The organism is Klebsiella sp. D5A (genome assembly GCF_001620885.1).
GTDB classification, from domain to species: domain Bacteria; phylum Pseudomonadota; class Gammaproteobacteria; order Enterobacterales; family Enterobacteriaceae; genus Klebsiella; species Klebsiella variicola.
In genome coordinates this window covers 71,032-91,843 of the sequence record NZ_LOAR01000009.1, presented here as the reverse complement: position 1 = coordinate 91,843, position 20,812 = coordinate 71,032, and the positions used below count along the sequence as shown (strand labels likewise).

General features: G+C 60.1%; 16 protein-coding genes and 1 pseudogene. 11 read left to right on the top strand and 6 right to left on the bottom strand.

Features of this window, described 5'->3' with window-relative positions; all coding sequences use genetic code 11:
• The first annotated feature begins 12 nt into the window (after positions 1-12).
• From dtpD to AS136_RS14680, 3 genes are all read left to right on the top strand, one after another.
• Positions 13-1,488, top strand: coding sequence for a dipeptide permease DtpD (gene dtpD / locus AS136_RS14690; RefSeq protein ID WP_012542563.1), 1,476 nt, complete (start codon positions 13-15; stop codon positions 1,486-1,488).
• A 328-nt stretch (positions 1,489-1,816) separates the two neighbouring features.
• On the top strand, positions 1,817-3,334 hold the full coding sequence (gene lysS / locus AS136_RS14685; RefSeq protein WP_063266823.1) for a lysine--tRNA ligase: 1,518 nt from the start codon (positions 1,817-1,819) through the stop codon (positions 3,332-3,334).
• Between the two features lie 157 nt (positions 3,335-3,491).
• The gene (locus AS136_RS14680) at positions 3,492-3,923 is read left to right on the top strand and encodes a cell envelope integrity TolA C-terminal domain-containing protein (RefSeq protein ID WP_012968783.1); all 432 of its coding nucleotides are present in this window, start codon (positions 3,492-3,494) and stop codon (positions 3,921-3,923) included.
• Between the two features lie 44 nt (positions 3,924-3,967).
• Here AS136_RS14680 and AS136_RS14675 read toward each other — a convergent pair whose 3' ends face one another.
• Positions 3,968-4,393, bottom strand: coding sequence for a hypothetical protein (locus AS136_RS14675; RefSeq protein WP_063266822.1), 426 nt, complete (start codon positions 4,391-4,393; stop codon positions 3,968-3,970).
• A gap of 572 nt (positions 4,394-4,965) precedes the next feature.
• Between AS136_RS14675 and iolE the strand changes: the two genes are divergently transcribed.
• The 3 genes from iolE to AS136_RS14660 are packed head-to-tail and all read left to right on the top strand — an operon-like array spanning position 4,966 to position 8,096.
• Positions 4,966-5,886, top strand: coding sequence for a myo-inosose-2 dehydratase (iolE, locus tag AS136_RS14670; RefSeq protein ID WP_008805488.1), 921 nt, complete (start codon positions 4,966-4,968; stop codon positions 5,884-5,886).
• Entirely contained in the window at positions 5,883-7,055 is a 1,173-nt protein-coding gene (locus AS136_RS14665) for a Gfo/Idh/MocA family protein (RefSeq protein ID WP_023297162.1), read from the top strand. The genes iolE and AS136_RS14665 overlap by 4 nt, the downstream gene beginning before the upstream one ends.
• 9 nt (positions 7,056-7,064) lie before the next feature.
• Positions 7,065-8,096 carry a Gfo/Idh/MocA family protein gene (locus AS136_RS14660; protein ID WP_063266821.1) on the top strand — a complete coding sequence of 344 codons (1,032 nt, stop codon included), beginning with the start codon at positions 7,065-7,067 and terminating at the stop codon, positions 8,094-8,096.
• A gap of 243 nt (positions 8,097-8,339) precedes the next feature.
• Here AS136_RS14660 and AS136_RS14655 read toward each other — a convergent pair whose 3' ends face one another.
• Positions 8,340-9,347 carry a Gfo/Idh/MocA family oxidoreductase gene (locus AS136_RS14655; protein WP_012542555.1) on the bottom strand — a complete coding sequence of 336 codons (1,008 nt, stop codon included), beginning with the start codon at positions 9,345-9,347 and terminating at the stop codon, positions 8,340-8,342.
• A gap of 101 nt (positions 9,348-9,448) precedes the next feature.
• Between AS136_RS14655 and AS136_RS14650 the strand changes: the two genes are divergently transcribed.
• The 5 genes and pseudogenes from AS136_RS14650 to AS136_RS14630 all read left to right on the top strand — a co-directional run bounded on the left by AS136_RS14650 (position 9,449) and on the right by AS136_RS14630 (position 15,176).
• Positions 9,449-10,468 (top strand): LacI family DNA-binding transcriptional regulator, encoded by a 1,020-nt coding sequence (locus tag AS136_RS14650; RefSeq protein WP_063266820.1) that lies wholly within the window; start codon positions 9,449-9,451, stop codon positions 10,466-10,468.
• Between the two features lie 430 nt (positions 10,469-10,898).
• A complete protein-coding gene (locus tag AS136_RS14645; protein WP_002892597.1) occupies positions 10,899-11,822 on the top strand; it encodes a sugar ABC transporter substrate-binding protein in 924 nt (307 codons plus the stop codon).
• Between the two features lie 32 nt (positions 11,823-11,854).
• The gene (locus tag AS136_RS14640) at positions 11,855-13,339 is read left to right on the top strand and encodes a sugar ABC transporter ATP-binding protein (RefSeq protein ID WP_004202401.1); all 1,485 of its coding nucleotides are present in this window, start codon (positions 11,855-11,857) and stop codon (positions 13,337-13,339) included.
• Between the two features lie 19 nt (positions 13,340-13,358).
• Positions 13,359-14,381, top strand: a complete 1,023-nt coding sequence (locus tag AS136_RS14635) for an ABC transporter permease (protein ID WP_004152946.1) — start codon at positions 13,359-13,361, stop codon at positions 14,379-14,381.
• Positions 14,382-14,566: 185 nt separating this feature from the next.
• A pseudogene (locus AS136_RS14630) lies at positions 14,567-15,176 on the top strand (hypothetical protein).
• Between the two features lie 47 nt (positions 15,177-15,223).
• Here AS136_RS14630 and AS136_RS14625 read toward each other — a convergent pair.
• The 4 genes from AS136_RS14625 to AS136_RS14610 form a co-directional block, all read right to left on the bottom strand.
• The gene (locus AS136_RS14625; protein ID WP_162494424.1) at positions 15,224-16,234 is read right to left on the bottom strand and encodes a LacI family DNA-binding transcriptional regulator; all 1,011 of its coding nucleotides are present in this window, start codon (positions 16,232-16,234) and stop codon (positions 15,224-15,226) included.
• Positions 16,235-16,257: 23 nt separating this feature from the next.
• A complete protein-coding gene (locus AS136_RS14620; RefSeq protein ID WP_063266818.1) occupies positions 16,258-17,658 on the bottom strand; it encodes a sucrose-6-phosphate hydrolase in 1,401 nt (466 codons plus the stop codon).
• On the bottom strand, positions 17,658-19,028 hold the full coding sequence (locus AS136_RS14615) for a sucrose-specific PTS transporter subunit IIBC (protein ID WP_008805497.1): 1,371 nt from the start codon (positions 19,026-19,028) through the stop codon (positions 17,658-17,660). The genes AS136_RS14620 and AS136_RS14615 overlap by 1 nt, the downstream gene beginning before the upstream one ends.
• 104 nt (positions 19,029-19,132) lie before the next feature.
• The gene (locus tag AS136_RS14610; protein ID WP_008805498.1) at positions 19,133-20,650 is read right to left on the bottom strand and encodes a carbohydrate porin; all 1,518 of its coding nucleotides are present in this window, start codon (positions 20,648-20,650) and stop codon (positions 19,133-19,135) included.
• Between the last annotated feature and the right edge of the window lie 162 nt (positions 20,651-20,812).

Below are 20,812 nucleotides of genomic sequence, written 5' to 3'. Positions count from 1 at the left end.
CAAGGAGAACCTATGAAAACACCCTCACAGCCGCGCGCGATTTACTACATCGTTGCGATCCAGATCTGGGAGTACTTCAGCTTTTACGGCATGCGTGCCTTACTCATCCTTTATCTCACCCACCAGCTTGGCTTTGACGACAGCCATGCCATCAGTCTGTTCAGCGCCTACGCATCTTTAGTTTACGTTACCCCTATTCTCGGCGGCTGGCTTGCCGACCGCCTGCTCGGCAACCGCACGGCGGTGATTGCCGGGGCGCTGTTAATGACCCTCGGCCACGTGGTGCTGGGCGTCGAGTCGACCTCCGCATGGAGTCTGTACGTCGCGCTGGCGATCATCATCTGCGGCTACGGCCTGTTCAAATCCAATATCAGCTGCCTGCTCGGCGAACTGTACGCTCACGACGACCCGCGTCGCGACGGCGGTTTCTCGCTGCTGTACGCCGCCGGCAACGTCGGGTCGATCGCCGCGCCCATCGCCTGCGGACTGGCGGCGCAGTGGTACGGCTGGCATATCGGCTTTGCGCTGGCGGGGATCGGCATGTTTATCGGCCTGATGATTTTCTTAAGCGGCAGCCGCCATTTCCGGCATACCCGCGGCGTCGATAAACCGGCGCTGCGGGCAGTGAAATTTGTGCTGCCGACCTGGGGCTGGCTGCTGGTGATGCTGTGCCTGGCGCCGGTGTTCTTCACGCTGCTGCTGCAAAACAACTGGTCCGGCTATCTGCTGGCGATCGTCTGCCTGTTCGCCGCCCAGATGGTGGCGCGGATCATGATCAAAGCCCCGGAGCATCGTCGCGCGCTGTGGCAGATCGTCCTGCTGATGCTCGCCGGAACGCTGTTCTGGGTGCTGGCGCAGCAGGGCGGGAGCTCGATTAGCCTGTTTATCGACCACTTCGTCAATCGTCGCCTGCTGAACTGGGACGTGCCAACCGCGCTGTTCCAGTCGGTCAACGCGGTGGCGGTGATGGCGGCCGGCGTGGTGCTGGCGTGGCTGATGCGCCCGGAAGGCAGCGTGCGTTCGGTGCTGCGCGTCTGGCTGAAATTCGCTTTCGGCCTGCTGCTGATGGGCGGCGGCTTTATGCTGCTGGCGCTCAATGCCCGCCACGGCGCGGCTGACGGCCAGGCCTCGATGGGCATGATGGTCGCCGGGCTGGCGATGATGGGCTTTGCCGAACTGTTTATCGACCCGGTGGCGATGGCGCAAATCACCCGTCTGAACATGCCCGGCGTCACCGGGGTGTTGACCGGGATCTATATGCTGGCCACTGGCGCGGTGGCCAACTGGCTGGCGGGCGTGGTGGCGCAGCAAACCACCGAATCGCAAATTAGCGACACGGCGATTGCTGCCTATCAACATTTCTTCTCGCAGATGGGCGAATGGACCCTCGGCTGCGTGGCGGTGATGGTCGTTATCGCCTTTGCCGCGGCCTGTAGTGTGGGCAAACGCCGTGCGGCTGCCGGTGAAGTTACCGGCGGCGGCGCCTGACGCTCGTCCCGGCTGGTGGCGTAAACGCCTTATCCGGGCCGCTATTCGTAGCCCCGATAAGCGCAGCGCGACCGGGGGCATGACATCAACAGCGGAGCGCGAAGTCGCTCCTTGCACAGCTTAGTGAACAGGAGGATATTCTGGCATGCGCGGAGGCCAACGATAAAAAATACCGTTACTGAAGCCATAGCTGAGTGAGATCAGCTTGGAGTGAATCCAGGATCGTTAAGATTGTGCTCTGGTGTCTTCCCAGAGACAGGCCGCGCGGAAGGGTGACCTGGTTCAATTTATCGAAGCTAGTTTGAAAGCAAGGTTATGAGGAATCCATATGTCTGAACAACAAGCACAAGGTGCCGATGAGGCCATTGACCTTAATAATGAACTGAAAACTCGTCGCGAAAAACTGGCTGCACTGCGTGAGCAGGGCGTAGCCTTCCCCAACGACTTCCGTCGCGATCATACCTCTGACCAATTGCATGCTGAATTCGATGCGAAGGATAACGATGAACTCGCTTCCCTGAACGTTGAAGTTGCGGTGGCTGGCCGGATGATGACCCGCCGCGTGATGGGCAAAGCCTCTTTCGTCACTCTTCAGGACGTCGGCGGCCGCATTCAGCTGTACGTGGCGCGCGATGACCTGCCGGAAGGCGTCTACAACGAACAGTTTAAAAAATGGGACCTCGGCGATATCATCGCCGCCCGCGGCAAGCTGTTCAAAACGCAAACCGGCGAACTCTCTATTCACTGCACCGAGCTGCGTCTGCTGACCAAAGCCCTGCGCCCGCTGCCGGATAAATTCCACGGCCTGCAGGATCAGGAAGTCCGCTATCGCCAGCGCTATCTGGATCTGATCGCCAACGAAGAGTCACGTCATACGTTCCGTATCCGTTCGCAGATCCTCGCGACCATGCGCCAGTTCATGGTGGCTCGTGGCTTTATGGAAGTCGAAACCCCGATGATGCAGGTGATCCCTGGCGGGGCGTCCGCCCGTCCGTTCATCACCCATCACAACGCGCTGGCTCTGGATATGTACCTGCGCATCGCGCCGGAACTGTATCTGAAACGTCTGGTGGTCGGCGGTTTTGAACGCGTGTTTGAAATCAACCGCAACTTCCGTAATGAAGGGATCTCGGTACGCCATAACCCAGAGTTCACCATGATGGAACTGTATATGGCGTATGCGGACTACAAAGACCTGATCGAACTGACCGAGTCGTTGTTCCGCACCCTGGCGCAGACGGTGCTGGGCAAAACCGAAGTGCCATATGGCGACCAGGTGTTTGATTTCGGTAAGCCGTTTGAAAAACTGACCATGCGCGAAGCAATCAAGAAACACCGTCCGGAAACCAACATGGCGGATCTGGATAACTTCGACGCGGCGAAAGCGCTGGCGGAATCTCTCGGTATTCAGGTAGAGAAAAGCTGGGGTCTGGGACGTATCGTCACCGAAATCTTTGACGAAGTGGCGGAAGCGCATCTGATTCAGCCAACCTTCATCACCGAATACCCGGCGGAAGTTTCCCCGCTGGCGCGCCGTAACGACGTCAACCCGGAAATCACTGACCGCTTTGAATTCTTCATTGGCGGCCGCGAAATCGGTAACGGTTTCAGTGAGCTGAACGATGCCGAAGATCAGGCGCAGCGCTTCCAGGATCAGGTGAACGCCAAAGCGGCGGGCGATGACGAAGCGATGTTCTATGACGAAGACTACGTCACCGCCCTGGAGTATGGTTTACCGCCGACCGCGGGTCTGGGTATCGGTATCGACCGCATGGTGATGCTGTTTACCAACAGCCATACCATCCGCGACGTGATCCTCTTCCCGGCCATGCGTCCGCAGAAGTAATCCGTTGCACTCCCTCCCGGCCTGCGCCGGGAGGTCCTCCCTGCATTATCCCCATCCTGTCTTTTGCCCTGCTTTATGAACCGCTAACCGCTATTTATCGGGATGTTTTGCCGTGGCCAGACGCGCGACAATAGTGACCATTTCGCAAGGAGACGCTATGAGCAAATTTGGTATTGCCCTCATGACCGCGGCGGCTATTAGCCTGCTGAGCGGCTGCCAGGCGGCGAAGGAGAAGCATCCGACGCAGGAGGAACTGATCCGCCAGATGCAGCAGCGGGCCGCGGCCCCGGATACGCACACACTGCCGCCGGGCAAAGCCACGCAGGACCAACTGATGCGCTACGCCTTCACGCTCAGAGAGGCGGTTATGGTTCAATTGCCCAACAGCGCACGCTACCAGGGGAAAATATGCTCCGTGCGGCTGTCGCTTAACCGCAGTGCAAAACTGACCGGACTGCAGCAGGAGGGGGGCGATCCGGCGTTCTGCGCGGTAGTGACCGATGCGGTACTGCGCACGACCTTCCCGCCCTTTGCCAGCGAAGGGGTCTACCAGATCTTTAACCATCCGCTACTGGATTTTAAGCCTTAGCGCACCCGGCTTTCCGCCCCCGCCGGACGGCAGGGGCGGGGAGATTACTGCACTTTTTGCAGGGAGCCGCGCTGGCTGCCGTTTGTCCAGCTGCCGTTAAAGGCGTCGTTGAGGGTAAAGGCTGAACTTTTCACCCGGAAAGTCAGTTTGCCCTGGCTGGCTTTCGCCGCCTCGACCAGATGACCATGGGTTTTCACCGTTTTAGCGGTGACGACAATCTCATCAATTTTATCGCCATACTCCGTATAAACATACCAGGTGCCCACCCAGGGGCCGAAGCCGCTGCTGGCCTGCTGCGCGGCGGCGGCATTCTCGGCTTTGGTTTTATGAATATCGCAGGTGGTCCCGTTGGTCATCTGCGTGCAGCCGGAACGTTCAAGCTGTTCCCGGTATTTCGCGCTAATGGCGTGGGCCGGCGCGGCGGCGACCAGCGCCAGGGTGAGGGTGGTGAAAAGCCAGGTCTTATTCATCTTATTGTTTCTCATCGCGATAGCGGCGTGCATTGTCATAAAGGTTGCTACACATTGGTGCATTCTCCCGGTGGCGTCAGAATAAATATAACCGCAGCCATTCCTGATAAATAACTAGCAGGAAGGAGATGGGTTATTTATTGGTAAAACATCATTACCCTGATTTTATTTATCACTGTACCTTCCCGCTGCATGTCATATTATTGCAGAGAGAATGTTAAGTAATTGATGTTTTAAAAGTGACTATTTGTCACTTACGCAAATAACAGCAGGCCAGGCCTGGGCGCGCGGCTAAAGCCCGCGCCGGTGCGGTGTTGAGTTTTTTTCATATTGCTATCATCATATTTCGAATGAAAGGGATAACCTCTGAAGCGGGTTATTAAGCCAGTAATTTTTAGCCGCAAAATAAGCCGGCGGCAAGCATTATTTCCATTTATTTTTCAGGGTTACCTGAAATAGCGGATATATCGCCAGCGCAATGATGGATTTCCATCATTTCTCCGTTTTCATCGTCGGTCGTCGCCTGCTTATAGTGACGCCAGACAAGACCACAGGGTGAAAAGGAGAACAAGATGGCGACAGAGCATCTGCAGTGGGGCGTGAGCCCCCTGTGCTGGACCAACGATGTGCTGGAGGATTTAGGCGGCGATATCCCCCTGGATACCTGCCTGCGTGAGGCGCGGGAGGCGGGCTATCAGGGCATTGAGTTAGGACGGAAATTTCCCCGCCAGGCAGAGACGCTGGGCCCGCTGCTGGCGGCGGCTGACCTGCGCCTGGCGTCCGGCTGGTACAGCGGCTTGCTGGCCGAGCGCAGCGTGGAAGCGGAGCTGGAGGCGGTGCGGGAGCACGCGCAGCTCCTCCGGCAGCTCGGCGCGAGGGTGATGGTTTACGGCGAGTGCGGGCAACTGCCGGGTGAAACCCCGCTTGATGAGCCTATTTCACTCTCGCCGCCGTTAAGCCGTGTCAGCCTGGCGGCGTATTGCCACAAGCTAAATACCTTTGCCGACCTGCTGCTGCGCGACTATGGCCTCCAGCTGGCCTATCACCATCATCTGATGATGCTGGTGGAGCACGATGACGAGCTGGAGCGGTTTCTGTCCCATACCCATGACAACGTCGGGCTGGCGTTTGATACCGGACACGCCTTTGTCGCCGGGGTCGAGATCCCGCGCGTGCTGCAAAAATATGGCCACCGTATCCGCCATCTGCATCTGAAAGACGTGCGTCCGCAGGTGCTGGGGCGTCTGTATCGTGAAAACCTGAGCTTTAACGAGGCGGTGCGCGCCGGGCTGTTTACCATCCCCGGCGACGGCTGCATCGACTATGCGCCGATCCTCGACTTCGTCCGGCGCAGTGACTACCGCGGCTGGCTGATTATCGAAGCCGAGCAGGACCCGGCGATGGCGCCGCCGCTGGCCACCGCCCGCCGCGCCTATGCCTGGCTGGCGCACCATTTATCTTCCCCTTCACCGTCAGAGGAGCACGCAGCATGAGCGCGCGGTTAAATATCGGTCTTATCGGCTCGGGTTTTATGGGTCAGGCACACGCTGACGCGTACCGTCGCGCGGCCATGTTCTATCCCGATCTGCCGAAGCGCCCGCATCTCTACGCGCTGGCGGATCAGGATCAGGCGCTGGCTGAACGCCATGCGGCGAAACTGGGGGCGGAAAAGGCCTACGGCGACTGGCGCGAGCTGGTAAACGATCCGCAGGTTGATGTGGTGGATATCACCTCGCCGAACCATCTGCACTACACAATGGCGATGGCGGCGATCGCGGCGGGTAAACATGTCTATTGCGAGAAGCCGCTGGCGGTCAACGAGCAGCAGGCGCAGGAGATGGCGCAGGCGGCACGGCGCGCGGGGGTGAAGACCATGGTGGCCTTTAACAACATCAAAACGCCGGCGGCACTGCTGGCAAAGCAGATTATCGCCCGGGGCGATATTGGCGAACCGGTGCGCTTTCGCGGCACCTTTGATCAGGGGTTTTATAACGACCCGAACCTGCCCTGGTCCTGGCGCTGCTCGAAAACCCTCGGCGGCAGCGGGGCGCTTGGCGACCTTGGCGCCCATACCCTGTCGGTCGCCCAGTTTTTGCTGGGCGGGATCCGCGAAGTGACCGCCAGCGCGCAAACCTGCCTGCGTCAGCGTCCGGTGCCGCAGCGCGATGCCGGGTATGCCAGCCGGGTCGCGGCCGATGCCGAGTGGCGGGAAGTAGAAAATGACGATCAGGTTCAGTGCCTGGTCAATTTCGACAGCGGCGCGGCGGGAGTGATTGAGGCCTCGCGCATCGCCGCCGGGCGGATCTTCGGCGTGTTCTGGGAGGTTTCCGGCACCGAAGGCACGCTGTATATGGACGGGGAGCGCTTTAACGAGCTGCAGGTGTATCGCTTCAACGATGACAAACACGACCGCGGCTTTAAGACGCTGTATGCCGGGAGCCAGATCCCGGCCTATGCCGGCTTCTTCGGCTTCGATTTTGGCGGCGGTGGGCTGGGCTATTTTGACGTCAAGGTGATCGAAGTGCATGACCTGGTGCAGGGGATTTGCGGGGAGGGCGACTGCTATCCCAACTTCGAATTTGGTTTGCAGAATCAGCGCGTGCTGTCGGCGATTGAAGCCTCGATGGTCAGCCGCCGCTGGGTGAACGTGGTTAAAGACTAAGGAGCCGCTATGTTTCCCTCACACTTACCGATCCCGCGCCGCCCGGCGGCGCAGAGCATTCCCTCCCTGCGCTGGGGCATTATCGGTCCCGGCTGGATCGCCGAGCGCTTTGTGCACTCATTGAAAACCTACAGCCGGCAGCAGGTGGTGGCGGTGGCCTCCCGCAGCCAGGCGAAGGCCGAGCGGGTGGCCGCGGAATGGGGGATCCCCCAGGCTTACGGCCAGGTGGAGGAGATGCTGGCGCGCCCGGATATTGATGCGGTGTACATTGCGACGCCGCACAACCATCACTTTCCCGACGGCATGCAGGCGCTGAAGGCGGGTAAACACGTGCTGATTGAGAAGCCCTTCGCGCTCAACCTCGGCGAAGGGCGTGAGCTGCAGGCCGAAGCCGCCCGCCAGGGGAAGCTGGCGCTGGAGGCAATGTGGTGCGATTACGCGCCGAAATATGATGTGATCCGCCAGCTGCTGGAGGATGGGGCGCTCGGCGACCTGCATACCCTGCTGGCCGATCACGGCGAGTATTTCACCCCCGACCACCGCATCTTCAATGCCGACCTTGCCGGCGGGCCGATGATGGACCTCGGCAGCTATTTGACCTCGTTTGCGCTGATGGTGGGCGGCATGCCGCAGGAGATTGTCGCCCGCGGCAGCGCCACGGCGGAGGGGCTTAACGGTCAGACGTCGATGCTGTTTAGCTGGCAGAACGGTATGCAGGGGTTGTTAAACACGACGTTGTTCAGCAACACGCCGGGCGGGGCGGTGGTGGCCGGACGCCAGGCGACCCTGACGATCGACGGTCAGTTTTATGCCCCCGGCGGCTTCACGCTCGCCGCCAGCCAGGGCGGGCAGGCGCTGCGCTGGGAAGAGCCGCGCAATCGCTACGACCAGCTGTTCTGGCAGGCGGAGCATTTTGCCTGGTGCATCGGCCAGGGGTTGCAGGACTCGCCGCTGCGGTCGCTCAGTCGGGTGCTGCAGAATCTGCAGGTGATGGATGAAGTGCGGCGCCAGGTGGGCGCGGTGTTTAACGAAGAACGCTAAGGAGCCGGCCGGGCTTTGGTTTGCAGATAGCGCGAGCGTGTCTGCCATTGCCCGGCACCAGGACGCGTACGATGCCGGATGTCTGTTGCCCGGCGGCTCTGCGCTTGCACGGGCCTACGATTTTACTTCAACCGTTTGATATTAAAGCGGATTAATGCCTGTGTTATGTAGGCCGGGCAAGGCGTCGCCGCCGCCCGGCATAAAGGCTGGTACAGCGCCTGATGGCGGTTGCCACGCAACCACTCAGCGACAGTCGTCGACGGCGACAAACTGGCCATGCTGCAGGGACTGAACCGCCGCTTCGGCAATGGCCTGCGCCTGCAGGCCGTCCAGCAGGCCGGGCAGATCGGCCACGGTTTCACCATTCAGGGCGCGAATAAAGGCGTCAAGATGCTGGTAATAAGATCCCTGTACCCGGCTGAACCAGTCCGGCCACAGGCCCGGCTCAATGCGCTGATTGCCGCGCCACAGGGTAGGGCCCGCCGGCGACTGGCTACCGGACTCCAGCGCGCCTTCGGCGCCCAGCAGCGTGATCCGTTCATCATACCCGTGGCCGGTGCGGCGGGTGTTGTCCAGCTGCGCCAGCGCGCCGCCGCGCATCTGCATCATCAGGATGGAGGTGTCGACATCGCCAAATTCGGCAATGTCCGGCAGGGCCAGCGCCGCGCCCATCGCCGCCACGGTACGCACTTCATCGCCAGTGAGAAAGCGCAGGAGATCGAAGAAGTGGATCGCCTGATCGCGCATCTGGCCGCCGGAGCTGCGCAGATAGTCGAGCGGCGGCATGGTGGAGGCGCGGCAGACCATCTGCACCAGCTCGACCCGGCCGATCAGCCCTTGCTCCAGCTGGCGGCGGAGCTGCTGATGGCTGCTGTCGAAGCGCCGGTTAAAGCCGACAGTCACCGGCACGTTCAGGGGGAGCACCCGCTCCACCACCTCACGGGCGCGCGCCAGGGAGAGGTCGATCGGTTTTTCGCAATAGACCGCCTTGCCCGCCCGGGCGGCGGCTTCCAGCAGTTCGGCATGCGACGGGGTTGAACTGGCGATCAGCACCGCGTCGATGGCGTCGCTATGGATCGCCTCGCTCACTGTCACCGCCCGGGCGCCATAGCGGGCGGCCAGCGCCTGGGCGCGCTCCGGGGCGGCATCGGCCACCATCGTCAGCGCACTTCCTTCATGACGGGCAAGACTGGCGGCATGAACCTGACCGATAAAACCACTGCCTACCAGGGCAAAACGTTTGCAGATCATTTTTTTCTCCAGAATGGCGAGGGGACGTTGCCACCATAATCGGTTTGCTAAACTCACTGACACTGCCGTTTTGATGGATTTCCATCATGAAGAGAGGGGCGATGAAAAACATTTCACTGGCGATGCTGGCCAGACAGATTGGCGTCGGCGTGGCCACCGTTGACCGGGTGCTGAACGAACGCGGCGGCGTATCGCCGCAGACCACCCGCAAAGTGCTGCAGGCGGCGCGCGAGGCGGGGCTGAAGCGGATCCTGCCGGAGGAGCACCGCTTTCCCTGGCAGGTTGAGGTCTTTCTCAGCAGCAATGACTCGTTCTTCTTTCCCCAGCTGGCGCAGGATTTTGCCGCCGTGGCGGATAGCCTCGGCTATCGCCGTCTGACCCTGCACCGCACCTTTGTCCCGGAGTCGCAGCCGACGACCCTGGCCCGGCGCATTGTGCGCAGCTGCCAGCAGCGTCAGGGGATCATCGTCTTCGGCAATGACCATCCCGCAGTGCACGACGCGCTGCGCCGCTGCCGGGAGGCGGGCGTCCCGGCGATCACCCTGGCGACGGACCTGCCCGGCGCCGACCGACTCTGCCACGTGGGGATCAATCAGCTGCAGGCTGGCCGCACGGCGGGGTTAATGCTGGGGAGGATGACGCCGCGGCCCGGCGAGGTGCTGATGGTCAGCGGCCGGCAAGATTACAGCGCGCATCGCCTGCGCATTCAGGGGTTTCGCGAGGTGCTGAGCCAGCGCTTTCCCCACCTGCAGCTCAGCGACGTGCTGGCGGGTCAGGAGCGGCGGGAGCAGATCACCCGCCTGCTGGAACAGGCCCTGTGCCGCAGCCGGAATATTGTTGGGATCTATAACACCGGGCTTGGCAATACCCAGATTGCCGAGGCGCTGGCCCGCCACCGCCGCGAAGGCGACGTCTGCTGGATCACCCATGAGCGTTACAACACCACCCGGCAGCAGCTGGCGAAGGGGAGTCTGGCGTTAACGCTCGATCAGAACACCCGCCAACACGCCCAGCTGGCGATCGACCTGATGCTGCGCCATCTGGAGTCCGGCTACCAGCCGCAAACCTATGCCGACGGTAAAGTCGACTTTATCCTCTACAGCGCCGAAAACGTCGACTGAGTCGGTCGGCGTATCCCCTCCTGACCGCATGACTATCCCTGGCGGGTAAATACCCGCCTGGCGGGGAAGCGATCGCGTCAAAGCGTTGTCTGCCTCTCATTTTTCGCTCATTTATGCGGCAATGTTAGATGTCTGTCAAAATTCTGTTACTGCACAGTTTTAAAATTTTCATTTCAGTTATTTACTTATAAAAGTTTCAAATGTCTTGTTAATGAAATAAATGGTCTGAAATCCAGGTTGCGGCGTAAATGGACTAACGTTTCAAAAAAGTGATGAAAAAACAGCCGTAATTTGTGATTTAGATCACGATGGAGTGCGAGAGGTGCCGCAGCGTCGTCGATATCACAGCAGACATTTGCCGCAACGTAACTGAAATTAATTTTTCATTTTGTTTCATTCACCGGCGTACCTACAAAATCAAGGATCAACTATGAATATTAAGAAAACGATTGTTGCCTCTTTGTTAGCCTGCATGCTGCCTGCGGTGGTTATGGCAAAAGACGTCTCTATTGGCGTCTCCATGGCGCTGTTTGACGATAACTTCCTGACGATCCTGCGGACCTCGATGCAAAAAGAGATGAAAAAAGACGGCGTTAAATCGCAGATCGAGGACGCAAAAGGGGATGTCTCCCAGCAGCTGCAGCAGGTGCAAAACTTTATCGGCCAGGGGGTGGACGCCATTATCGTCAACCCGGTGGATACCAATGCGGTGAAACCGATTATGGATCAGGCCACCAAAGCCGGGATCCCGCTGGTGTTTGTGAACCGCCGTCCGCAGGCGGAGCTGACCGACAAGATGGCCTATGTGGGATCGGATTCCATTCTCGCCGGCCGTCTGCAGATGGAAGCGCTGGCGAAAGCGATGAACGGTAAGGGCAATGTGGCGATCCTGCTCGGCGACCTGGCGAATGAGTCCACCCGCGATCGTACCAAAGGGGTGGAAGAGGTGGTGGCGAAATACCCGAACATCAAAATCGTCCAGAAGCAGACCGCGAAATTTACCCGCAATGACGCGGTGGACGTGGTCAGCAACTGGATGACCAGCGGTGAGGATATCCAGGCCATCGCCTCCAACAACGATGAAATGGCGATCGGCGCCCTGCAGGCTCTGGGCAAAAACCCGAACCATATTCTCATCGCTGGCGTGGATGGCACCCCGGATGCCCTGCAGATGCTGAAGAGCGGCAAAATGATCGCCACCATCTTCCAGGATGCGAAAGGCCAGGGTGAAGGCGCAGTCGACGCGGCCATCAAGCTGGCGAACGGCGAGAAAGTGGAAAAAATCATCGACGTGCCGTATCAGCTGATCACCAAAGAGAACATGGCTGAATTTACCAACCGTAATCAGAAATAGTCCTGGCCAACCCGTGGTACGGAGGTGGATGTATGAACGCTTTTGCACTTGAAGCCGAAGGTATCAGTAAGTTCTTCCCCGGCGTGAAGGCGCTCGATAATGTCTCATTGCGCGTGCGTCCGGGAACGGTGCATGCCCTGATGGGCGAGAACGGCGCCGGTAAATCCACGCTGATGAAGTGCCTGATCGGTATCTATCGCCCCGATAAAGGGTCGATTCGCGTGAAAGGGGAGCCGGTGGAGTTTACCGACACCATGGATGCGTTGCGCTCGGGGATCTCGATGATCCACCAGGAGCTCAATCTGGTGCCGCATATGACGGTGGCGGAGAATATCTGGCTGGGGCGCGAGCCGATGAAGTACGGCTTTGTCGATCACGGCCAGCTGACCCGCCAGACCCAGGCGCTGCTGGACAAGCTTAATATCCGCTTAACCGCCGACCGACTGGTGGGCGACCTGAGCATCGCCGCTCAGCAGATGGTGGAGATTGCCAAGGCGGTTTCATGGAACGCGGATATTGTGATCATGGATGAGCCCACCTCGGCGCTGACCGAAGGCGAGGTGGCTCACCTGTTCACCATCATCCGCGACCTGCGCGCCCAGGGTAAAGCGATCATCTATATCAGTCACAAAATGGATGAGATCTTTGCCATTACCGATGAGATCAGCGTGTTTCGCGACGGCACCTGGGTGGGGAGCAAAAACACCACCGAATTTACCCGGCAGTCGCTGATCACCCAGATGGTGGGCCGCGAATTAACCCAGCTGTTTCCGAAATTTAATAACACCATCGGCGAAGAGGTGCTGACGGTGCGCAACCTGACGCGCCAGGGCGTGTTCCATGACGTCAGCTTTACTGTACGCCGCGGTGAAATCCTTGGCGTGGCCGGGCTGGTGGGCGCCGGGCGCAGCGAGGTGATGGAAAGCCTGTTCGGTATGGAGCGCTTCGACAGCGGCGAAGTGCTGATCGACGGGGCGCCGGTGACCATTGATTCCCCCTCCGTGGCGATTGAAAAGGGGATGGCGTTATTAACCGAAGACCGCAAAAAGTCGGGCCTGTTTCTGGTGCTGTCGGTGCTGGAAAATATGAGTATCGTCAAAATGCCGGAATATATCGGCAAGAGCGGTTTTGTCCAGCACGTGAAAATGGCCGAAGACTGCATGGAGCAAATTCGCCGGCTCAATATTAAAACGCCGACGATGGATCAAATTATTAATAACCTCAGCGGGGGGAATCAGCAAAAAGTCCTGATTGCGCGCTGGCTGTTAGCGCAACCGAAAATCTTAATTCTCGATGAGCCGACCCGCGGTATCGACGTCGGGGCGAAGGCGGAGATTTATCATCTGATCAGTGAACTGGCGAATCGGGGGGTGGCGGTCATTATGGTCTCCTCTGAGCTGCCGGAAATCCTTGGCATGAGTGATCGGGTTATGGTGATGCATGAAGGCCGTATCACCGGCATCCTGGAAAAAGACGAAGCCGACCAGGAAACCATTTTGTCGTTGGCATCCCATTGAGGCACAGAGAATGAGTAATATGAAATTAACGGCGGCTCCGGCCAGCGAGGGTTCCTCCTTCTTCGCTAATTTGCGGCATAAAATGCCGAAAGATACCGGCATCTTTGTGGTGATGCTGGTGATTGCCCTGACTTTTGAAATTGCCGGCTGGTATGTTCGCGACCAGTCGTTCCTGCTCAATACCAACCGCCTGGTGCTGATTGTGCTGCAGGTGGCGATCATCGGCATCATCGCCGTCGGCGTCACCCAGGTGATCATCACCACCGGGATTGACCTCTCCTCCGGCTCGGTTATCGCCCTTGCGGCGGTGGTTGCGGCGAGCCTGGCGCAAACTTCCGACAGCCTGTCGCCGATGTTCCCGGCGCTGGTCAACCTGCCGGCGGTGATCCCCATTTGCGCGGGGATCGGCGTCGGCCTGCTGTGCGGCCTGACCAACGGTTTTCTGGTGACGCGGACCGGTATTCCGCCGTTTATTGCCACCCTCGGGATGATGGTTTCGGCGCGCGGTCTGGCGCAGTATTACACCCAGGGCAACCCGATCAGCTTCCTCTCCGACAGCTTTACGGCGATAGGTCAGGGGGCGATGCCGGTGATTATCTTCTTCGTGATCGCCGCCGTGTTTCACATTGCGCTGAAGCATACCCGTTATGGCAAATATGTGTATGCCATCGGCGGCAACATGACCTCGGCCAAAGTGTCCGGCATCAACGTGAATAAGTACCTGGTGATTGTCTACACCATCGCCGGGGCGCTCTCCGGGCTGGCGGGGGTGGTGCTGGCGGCGCGCGTCAGCAGCGGCCAGTCGAGCATGGGGATGTCCTACGAGCTGGACGCGATTGCCGCCGCGGTGATCGGCGGCAGCAGCTTAATGGGCGGGGTGGGGCGCATTACCGGCACCCTGATTGGCGCGATGATCCTTGGTCTGATCAAAAGCGGTTTTACCTTTGTCGGCGTCGATGCCTACGTGCAGGATATTATTAAGGGCATCATTATTGTCGCCGCGGTGACCATCGACATGCGTCGCAACCGGAAAAAACACTAATCTTATCAACGGGCCGCAGCGGCGAAGGATGTCGTTGCCGCCCGTCCTGTCCAGAAATAAACAAAATACGCCCCGCCAGGCGCGGCCTGTCTGTTTTGCCCACGCGGCTCATCCTGTACAGTTTTGCCACTTCCGTTGTCTATTCGTCAGGGGGCCCATGCGTGGCCTCCGGTTTCTGGAGTCGTATGAATACACCATCCGTCGTCAAATCCTCGCCGCTCTGGCGACCGGCAAGCAGGGGCATTATCGTCACGCTGATCGCCGGACTGGCGATCCTGGCGCTCGGTCGGGGCGTGAATTTGCCGGCCAGAGAGGTTTACCGTGAGATGCAGACCCGCCAGCTGGAGGAAGATGCGCAGTGGGTGGCGCAACGCCTTGAGCGGCGAATGAACACGCCGGCGCCGCAGCGGGAAGCCGCCTGGCCGTTGGCGGCGATGCGCGCCGAACTCCATACCCTCGCCCGGCAGCGGCATTATCAACTGCTGCTGGTGAATGGCGACGGGCATCTGCTGGCGGCGTCGCATGCGCTGCCGGCCAGCGTACTGGCCCAGGTGCAGGCGCAGTTCCCCAGGGAGATGCAGCCGCCGCTGTTCGGCAGCCACTACCAGACTATCCAGCCTTTCGCCCCGCACCAGCGGATGTTAACCCGCGCGCTGAACGGCGAGGCGGGGCTAACGGGCTGGAATCTGGTGGTGCTGGCGCCGGACGGCGGATTGCCCTCGTTACTGATGGCTTACCGCTGGCCGGTGACGATCGGCCTGGGCATGCTGTTTGCCGGTGCGCTGCTGGCGGTGAGGCAGGCAGCGCGCACCCGGCGAAAACGCTAATTGCCGACGGCGCCGTCAGGGATGGCGAAACTGCAGGGTGGCGGGGAGGTAGCGCTGGAGCGGCTCCGGCGCCTGGCCGTCGATCAGCTGGCTGAGCAGATCGTAGCAGTGCCAGGCCAGCTGGCGATTATCCTGCTGCACGGTATCAATGCGCAGGGAAAGCGAATCATACAGGTAGTGATCGTCGAAGCTGGCGAGATGAATATTGGAGTCCAGCAGATGATGCTGGCTCATGTAGCGCAGTACCCCTTCGAGCAGGCCGCAGGCCGCGGTAAACAAGGCCTTCGGCGGACGTCCCAGCCGCGCGCAGAGCGCCGCGAACATCTCATACCCGGAGCTGGGGTGGTAGTTACCGTTGATCACCCACTCAGGGCGCAGCGTGACCCCCGCCTGAGCCAGGCCTTGCGTGAATCCCGCCAGCCGGTCGCGCGACGGCGACAGCCGCGGCTGGCCGCCGAGAAACCAGAACTCGTCCGCATGCTGAGGCGCAATGCGGGAGATCAGCTCGGCGGTTGGCGTCACCGAGTCGGTCATCACCAGCGGCAGGGCGCTGTCGCTGGGGGAGCGGTCAAACAGCACCACCGGCAGCTGTTCGCTGAGCTTCAGGTAGTCGGCATCGCTGTGCATGCACGAGGCGACGATCAGCCCGTCGACCTGGCGGGCAATCATATTATTGACCACCACGCTCTCCTGACCGGGGTTTTCGTCGGTGCAGGAGATAAGCAGCTGCACGCCGGCTTCCCGGCAGAGCGTCTCAAGCTCATGGGAGAAAACGGCAAACCCGTAGTTGGTGATCTCCGGTACCACCAGGCCAATGGTATGGCTGCGGTTATCGCGCAGCGAGCGCGCATGAATGCTGGGCTGATAGTGCTGCTCGCGGGCGATCGCCAGCACGCGCTCGCGCGTCTCCTGCGCCACGCGCAGCTCTTTGCCACGGCCGTTGAGCACCAGACTGGCGGTCGCTTTGGAGACGCCCGCCAGTTCGGCGATATCTTTGATAGTTACGCGTTTGGTTTTCATCACCACTCAGGAGCCTGAAAGCAAAACGCTTATACTACCATGCATGGCCGCAGCAGCCAGCGGCAGAATGCCACCGGCGTCGCACCGCTGAAGATTATCTGCCCCGGATAGCCCGGGAAGAAGCGGCTGCTCATCACCCCTTCGCCATCGTTGATGAAAATTTCCACACTGGAGCGGTCGATAAAGATCCGCAGGCGCCGCGCTTCGCCGCGCCAGTAGCGGTGATGCATCTCGGCGGTCTGCAGCCCGCGGCGCGACAGACGCAGGCCGTCGCGGTTGACGGTGAGCTGCAGGGCGCCGGCAAAGTCCAGCCCCAGCGTACTGTTGGGGGCGATGTCAAAGGCCAGCTCCATCGGGGCGAGGGGCAGGGTCTGCCCGCGCCAGCCCTGGGCTTCCTCGCGCAGAGCGGCCAGCTCGCGCAGCGGGCGCTGATACAGGGTGCCCGCCTGCCACTCCAGCTCGCGCACGCAGGTCATCTGGTGGATCCATCCCTGTGCGCGGGTGGGTTGATGCATCTCTTCCCCGTCCGGGACGCCCATCCAGCCGACCAGCAGACGGCGGCCATCCTCGGCCAGCATGGTCTGCGGCGCGTAGAACTCAAACCCGCTGTCCAGCTCGTGCAGCGGGCCGTGGTCGAAGGTGCCGCGCTCGGCGTCGAAGCGGCCTGCCATCCACACCGCAGGATAGGTATTGAGAAAGCGCTGCGCTTCACGGGCCAGCCCCTGCGGGCAGCAGATCAGCAGGTGGGTATCCGCCAGCGGAAAGAGATCCGGGCACTCCCACATATAGCCGCCGTTCGCCAGACCGTTAACGCCATGTCCGGCGATCTCGCCCACCAGGCGCCACTCCCGCAGATCGCTGGCGGTGAACAGCAGCACTTTACCGTGCTGTTGCAAATCCTGCGCGCCGAGGACCATGTACCAGCGCCCGTCCTGCTGCCACACCTTGGGGTCGCGTACATGGCCGGTGTAACCGTCAGGGAGCGGCAGCACCGGCCCCAGCTTGCGGAAGGTGCCATCGGCATTCTCTGTCGCCAGGCACTGCCAGGCGGTACGCCCGCCGTCGGGGAATTTCACGTTGCCGGTGTAGCACAGGGTCAGGGCGCCCTCGAACTCGACCGCGCTGCCGGAGTAGCAGCCGTTGCGGTCATACTCTTCGTCCGGCATCAGGGCGATAGGTTCATGCCGCCAGTGCAGCAGATCGGCTGAACTCCAGTGTCCCCAGCACTTATAGGTATGGTCACAGGCGAGCGGGTTCCACTGATAAAACAGGTGGTAACGCCCGGCGACCTGGCAAAAGCCGTTGGGATCGTTCAGCAGTCCGCTGACCGGCGCCAGATGCCATTGCGGATAATGGCTGTCGGCCAGCGCCTGCGGCTGGCCCTGCATAACGGCCTGCAGGATCGCAGGCAGGCGTGACGGTAATGACATTATTCAGCGTCCGTTTTGTATTTCAGCGTCAGAGAGAGCATAAAGGCCACGGCGAAGGCGATCGCCATTCCGATAATGTAGTTCAGCAGCGAGCTGGCCTGCACGATGGCCATCCCCGGGATCGCCGTCAGGCCCACCGCGGTCATATAGACGTGCATTGACACCACCCAGGCGCCGCCGGCGGCACCACCGACCAGCGCGGCGATGAACGGCTTCACAAAGCGCAGGTTAATCCCGAAGATTGCCGCTTCCGTGATCCCCAGCATCGCCGAAAACGCCGACGGCAGGGTGATGGCTTTGATTTTGGCATCTTTGGTTTTAAACCACACCGCAAAGCAGGCGCCGCCCTGAGCGACGTTGGCCATCGCCCAGATCGGCAACAGGAAGTTGACGCCAATCGATGGGTTGCCCAGCAGACCCGCCTCGATGGCATGGAAGCTGTGATGGATACCGGTAATGACGATCACCGAGTAGAGGCCGCCGAACAGCAGGCCCGCCAGCCAGCCGGCGTGGCTGATAAGCGTGCTGAGGATAAACGAAATACCGTCGCCGAGCGCGCGACCGGCCGGGCCGATCAACAGCAGGGCGATAAAGCCGGAGATAATCACCGTCAGGAACGGGGTGAGGATCAGGTCCAGCGCGTCAGGGATAACGCGGCGCAGCCGTTTCTCGACCATGCTCATAAACCACACCGCCAGCAGCACCGGGAAGACGGTGCCCTGGTAGCCGATCATCGCCACTTCGATGCCGAAGAAATTCATGGTGTGGAAGCCGGCGGCGACGCCCCAGGCGTTGGTCAGCGCCGGGTGGGTGAGGATCCCGCCAAGGGTCGCGCCCAGATAAGGGTTACCGCCAAATTCGCGGGCGGCGGTAAAGCCGATCAGGATCGGCAGAATGATAAACGCTGCCGAGCTGCACATATCCAGCATGATATAGATAGCGTTGCTCGGGTCGACCCAACCGTAGGTTTTCACCATCCCCAACAGGCCCATCAGCAGGCCGGAGGCGACGATGGCGGGAATAATCGGTACGAAAATGTTGGACAGCAGGCGGGCGATGCGCTGGAACGGGTTCAGCTTTTTCGCGGCCAGGTCGGCGGCTTCGGATTTGCTTGATTCGCTGATGCCTGCGGCCTGGATAAAGGCGGCATAGACTTTATTGACCACCCCGGTGCCGAAGATGATCTGCATCTGTCCGGCATTGCGAAAGCAGCCTTTCACCCCGTCGATTTTGCCAATGGCCTGTTGGTCGGCGAGCGCGTCGTCGACCAGCACCAGCCGCAGGCGGGTGGCGCAGTGTGCGGCGCTGGCGATATTTTCCTTGCCGCCCAGCAGGGGAAGCAGTGAGCGGGAAATCTGATCAAAATCCATAGTACCCTCTAAATGCATGATGATATGGCGTGGGCGGCGCCAGCCGTGGCAGGCGCCGCGAACCTTATATTTATGTGTTATTTACCCTGTCGTCCGGGTTACCGTTAGAACCAGGTCTCCATTTGCATACCGAACGACCATTCGCCGCCCGATTTGAACCCGTTGCTGCCTAATGCATCATCGTTGGCGTAGTTATCCAGTTTTTTGCTCCAGTCCATCCACGATGTATAGAAGCGGATCTCCGGACGCGAGAAGAAGTCGCCGATGCTGCCCACCTTGAAGGTTGGGGCGAAGGTCAGCTTGTAGAAGCTGCCGTTCACCGCGTGGCGATCGTTGTAGCCTTCAGGCTGCAGATCCATGTACTGATAGCTGCCCTCCCAGGCGAGGGCGAAATTCTGCGTCACTTCCTGAATCAGACGCAGGTTGAGAGTGGCCCACTGATAGCTGTCGCCATCGACATAACGATCTTTACTGCTCTGCGCCAGCACGGCCGGGGCAATAAACCAGCGATCGCTCAGCGGCGTGGTGCCGTAGCTGGCGAAGCGCCAGGTATTGGCCCCCGGGCGCAGCGCACCGTCGGAGCCGATGCCTTTAACCTCGGCGCCCAGCCCGTGGCCATACAGCAGGGCCGTTTTGCTGGTCCCGTCGCGCAGGCCATAGAAGCTCTCATTGTGCAGGCCCAGCAGAGCATGGACCCCGGTGTTAGCGGCATCGCCTTTCACCAGATTGCCGTTCGTGTCCTGGCGTTCGTCATTATCTTTCGCCCGCATCCCGCTGACCATCATCTGCACCGGGCCGGCAAAGTTATTCATGCTGACGATATAGTTCTGCACGCTGTTACTGCTGTCAGCGATATCGCCAAAGTTGCGGCCGTATAACGAGAAGTTGCTGCGCAGGCTGTCGTTCCATTTCACGTCGTAGATCCCGCCGCCGGTCCCGGCGAGGAACACCACATCCGAGTCAATCCAGTGGATGTCGAAGTTGTCACGGTCAAAGCGTTTCCCGGCCCACAGGGTCGAGCCTTTGAACGGGCCTTCGAAGGTCGGCAGGTTGCCCAGCTCGACAAACGCCTGGCGCACGTTCAGGTCGCTGCTGCTTGCCGTCCAGTCGTTATAGGTGGTCTGCCCGTCGGCCACCATCACTTTGAAACGGGTGGTCGCCCCGTTGTCCAGCGTCTGTTTATGTTCGAGGTTCATTTCCACATAGGTGTCGGCCTGGTTGCCCAGACGACCAATGGCGCCACCGGTCTCCCCGGCGGGGGTCATATAAGCGCCGGATTTGGTGCTGGCGGCCGAGTCGTTCATGATCACGCCGGAACGGGCATAGCCGTGGAACTCAAAGCCGCCAGGCCGTTCGGCTTTTTCTTCCAGCTGAGTGGTGCGCTTGGCCACCTGCTGGGTGGTGACCTGGGTTTGCTGCTGCTGCTGGGTTAACTGCTGAACTTTCTGCTCCGCCGAGGCGGCACGGCTTTCGGCAGTGCTGGCGCGGGTTTCGGCGTCCTGCAGGCGTTTTTCCAGGGCGGCGAGACGCGCTTCAATGCTGTTCAGGTCTGTCTGCCCATGGGCGGCGGCGGTGCCGGTTAGCAAAGCAATAAGAATGGCTAACTTCCGTTTTTTATACATGCTGTTGACATCCAAAGGTGAAAATCAGTGAGTGTGCTAACTTTTGCTAAACCGGTTTAGTTAATATGGTAAACATGTCAGTAACGCGGTGAAAATAAAAATTGCTAAACCGGTTTAAGAATTGTGATGTCGCCAGCAAAGTGGGCCGTTAGCCGGCCCAAC

Excerpts from the sequence above, each read along its gene's own strand:
- AS136_RS14615 (WP_008805497.1), bottom strand. The coding sequence starts at position 19,028 with ATGGATTTTGATCAGATTTCCCGCTCACTGCTTCCCCTGCTGGGCGGC.
- dtpD (WP_012542563.1), top strand. The coding sequence starts at position 13 with ATGAAAACACCCTCACAGCCGCGCGCGATTTACTACATCGTTGCGATC.
- AS136_RS14610 (WP_008805498.1), bottom strand. The coding sequence starts at position 20,650 with ATGTATAAAAAACGGAAGTTAGCCATTCTTATTGCTTTGCTAACCGGC.
- iolE (WP_008805488.1), top strand. The coding sequence starts at position 4,966 with ATGGCGACAGAGCATCTGCAGTGGGGCGTGAGCCCCCTGTGCTGGACC.
- AS136_RS14620 (WP_063266818.1), bottom strand. The coding sequence starts at position 17,658 with ATGTCATTACCGTCACGCCTGCCTGCGATCCTGCAGGCCGTTATGCAG.
- AS136_RS14650 (WP_063266820.1), top strand. The coding sequence starts at position 9,449 with ATGAAAAACATTTCACTGGCGATGCTGGCCAGACAGATTGGCGTCGGC.
- AS136_RS14660 (WP_063266821.1), top strand. The coding sequence starts at position 7,065 with ATGTTTCCCTCACACTTACCGATCCCGCGCCGCCCGGCGGCGCAGAGC.
- AS136_RS14645 (WP_002892597.1), top strand. The coding sequence starts at position 10,899 with ATGAATATTAAGAAAACGATTGTTGCCTCTTTGTTAGCCTGCATGCTG.
- AS136_RS14665 (WP_023297162.1), top strand. The coding sequence starts at position 5,883 with ATGAGCGCGCGGTTAAATATCGGTCTTATCGGCTCGGGTTTTATGGGT.
- AS136_RS14680 (WP_012968783.1), top strand. The coding sequence starts at position 3,492 with ATGAGCAAATTTGGTATTGCCCTCATGACCGCGGCGGCTATTAGCCTG.
- AS136_RS14640 (WP_004202401.1), top strand. The coding sequence starts at position 11,855 with ATGAACGCTTTTGCACTTGAAGCCGAAGGTATCAGTAAGTTCTTCCCC.
- AS136_RS14675 (WP_063266822.1), bottom strand. The coding sequence starts at position 4,393 with ATGAATAAGACCTGGCTTTTCACCACCCTCACCCTGGCGCTGGTCGCC.
- AS136_RS14655 (WP_012542555.1), bottom strand. The coding sequence starts at position 9,347 with ATGATCTGCAAACGTTTTGCCCTGGTAGGCAGTGGTTTTATCGGTCAG.
- lysS (WP_063266823.1), top strand. The coding sequence starts at position 1,817 with ATGTCTGAACAACAAGCACAAGGTGCCGATGAGGCCATTGACCTTAAT.
- AS136_RS14635 (WP_004152946.1), top strand. The coding sequence starts at position 13,359 with ATGAAATTAACGGCGGCTCCGGCCAGCGAGGGTTCCTCCTTCTTCGCT.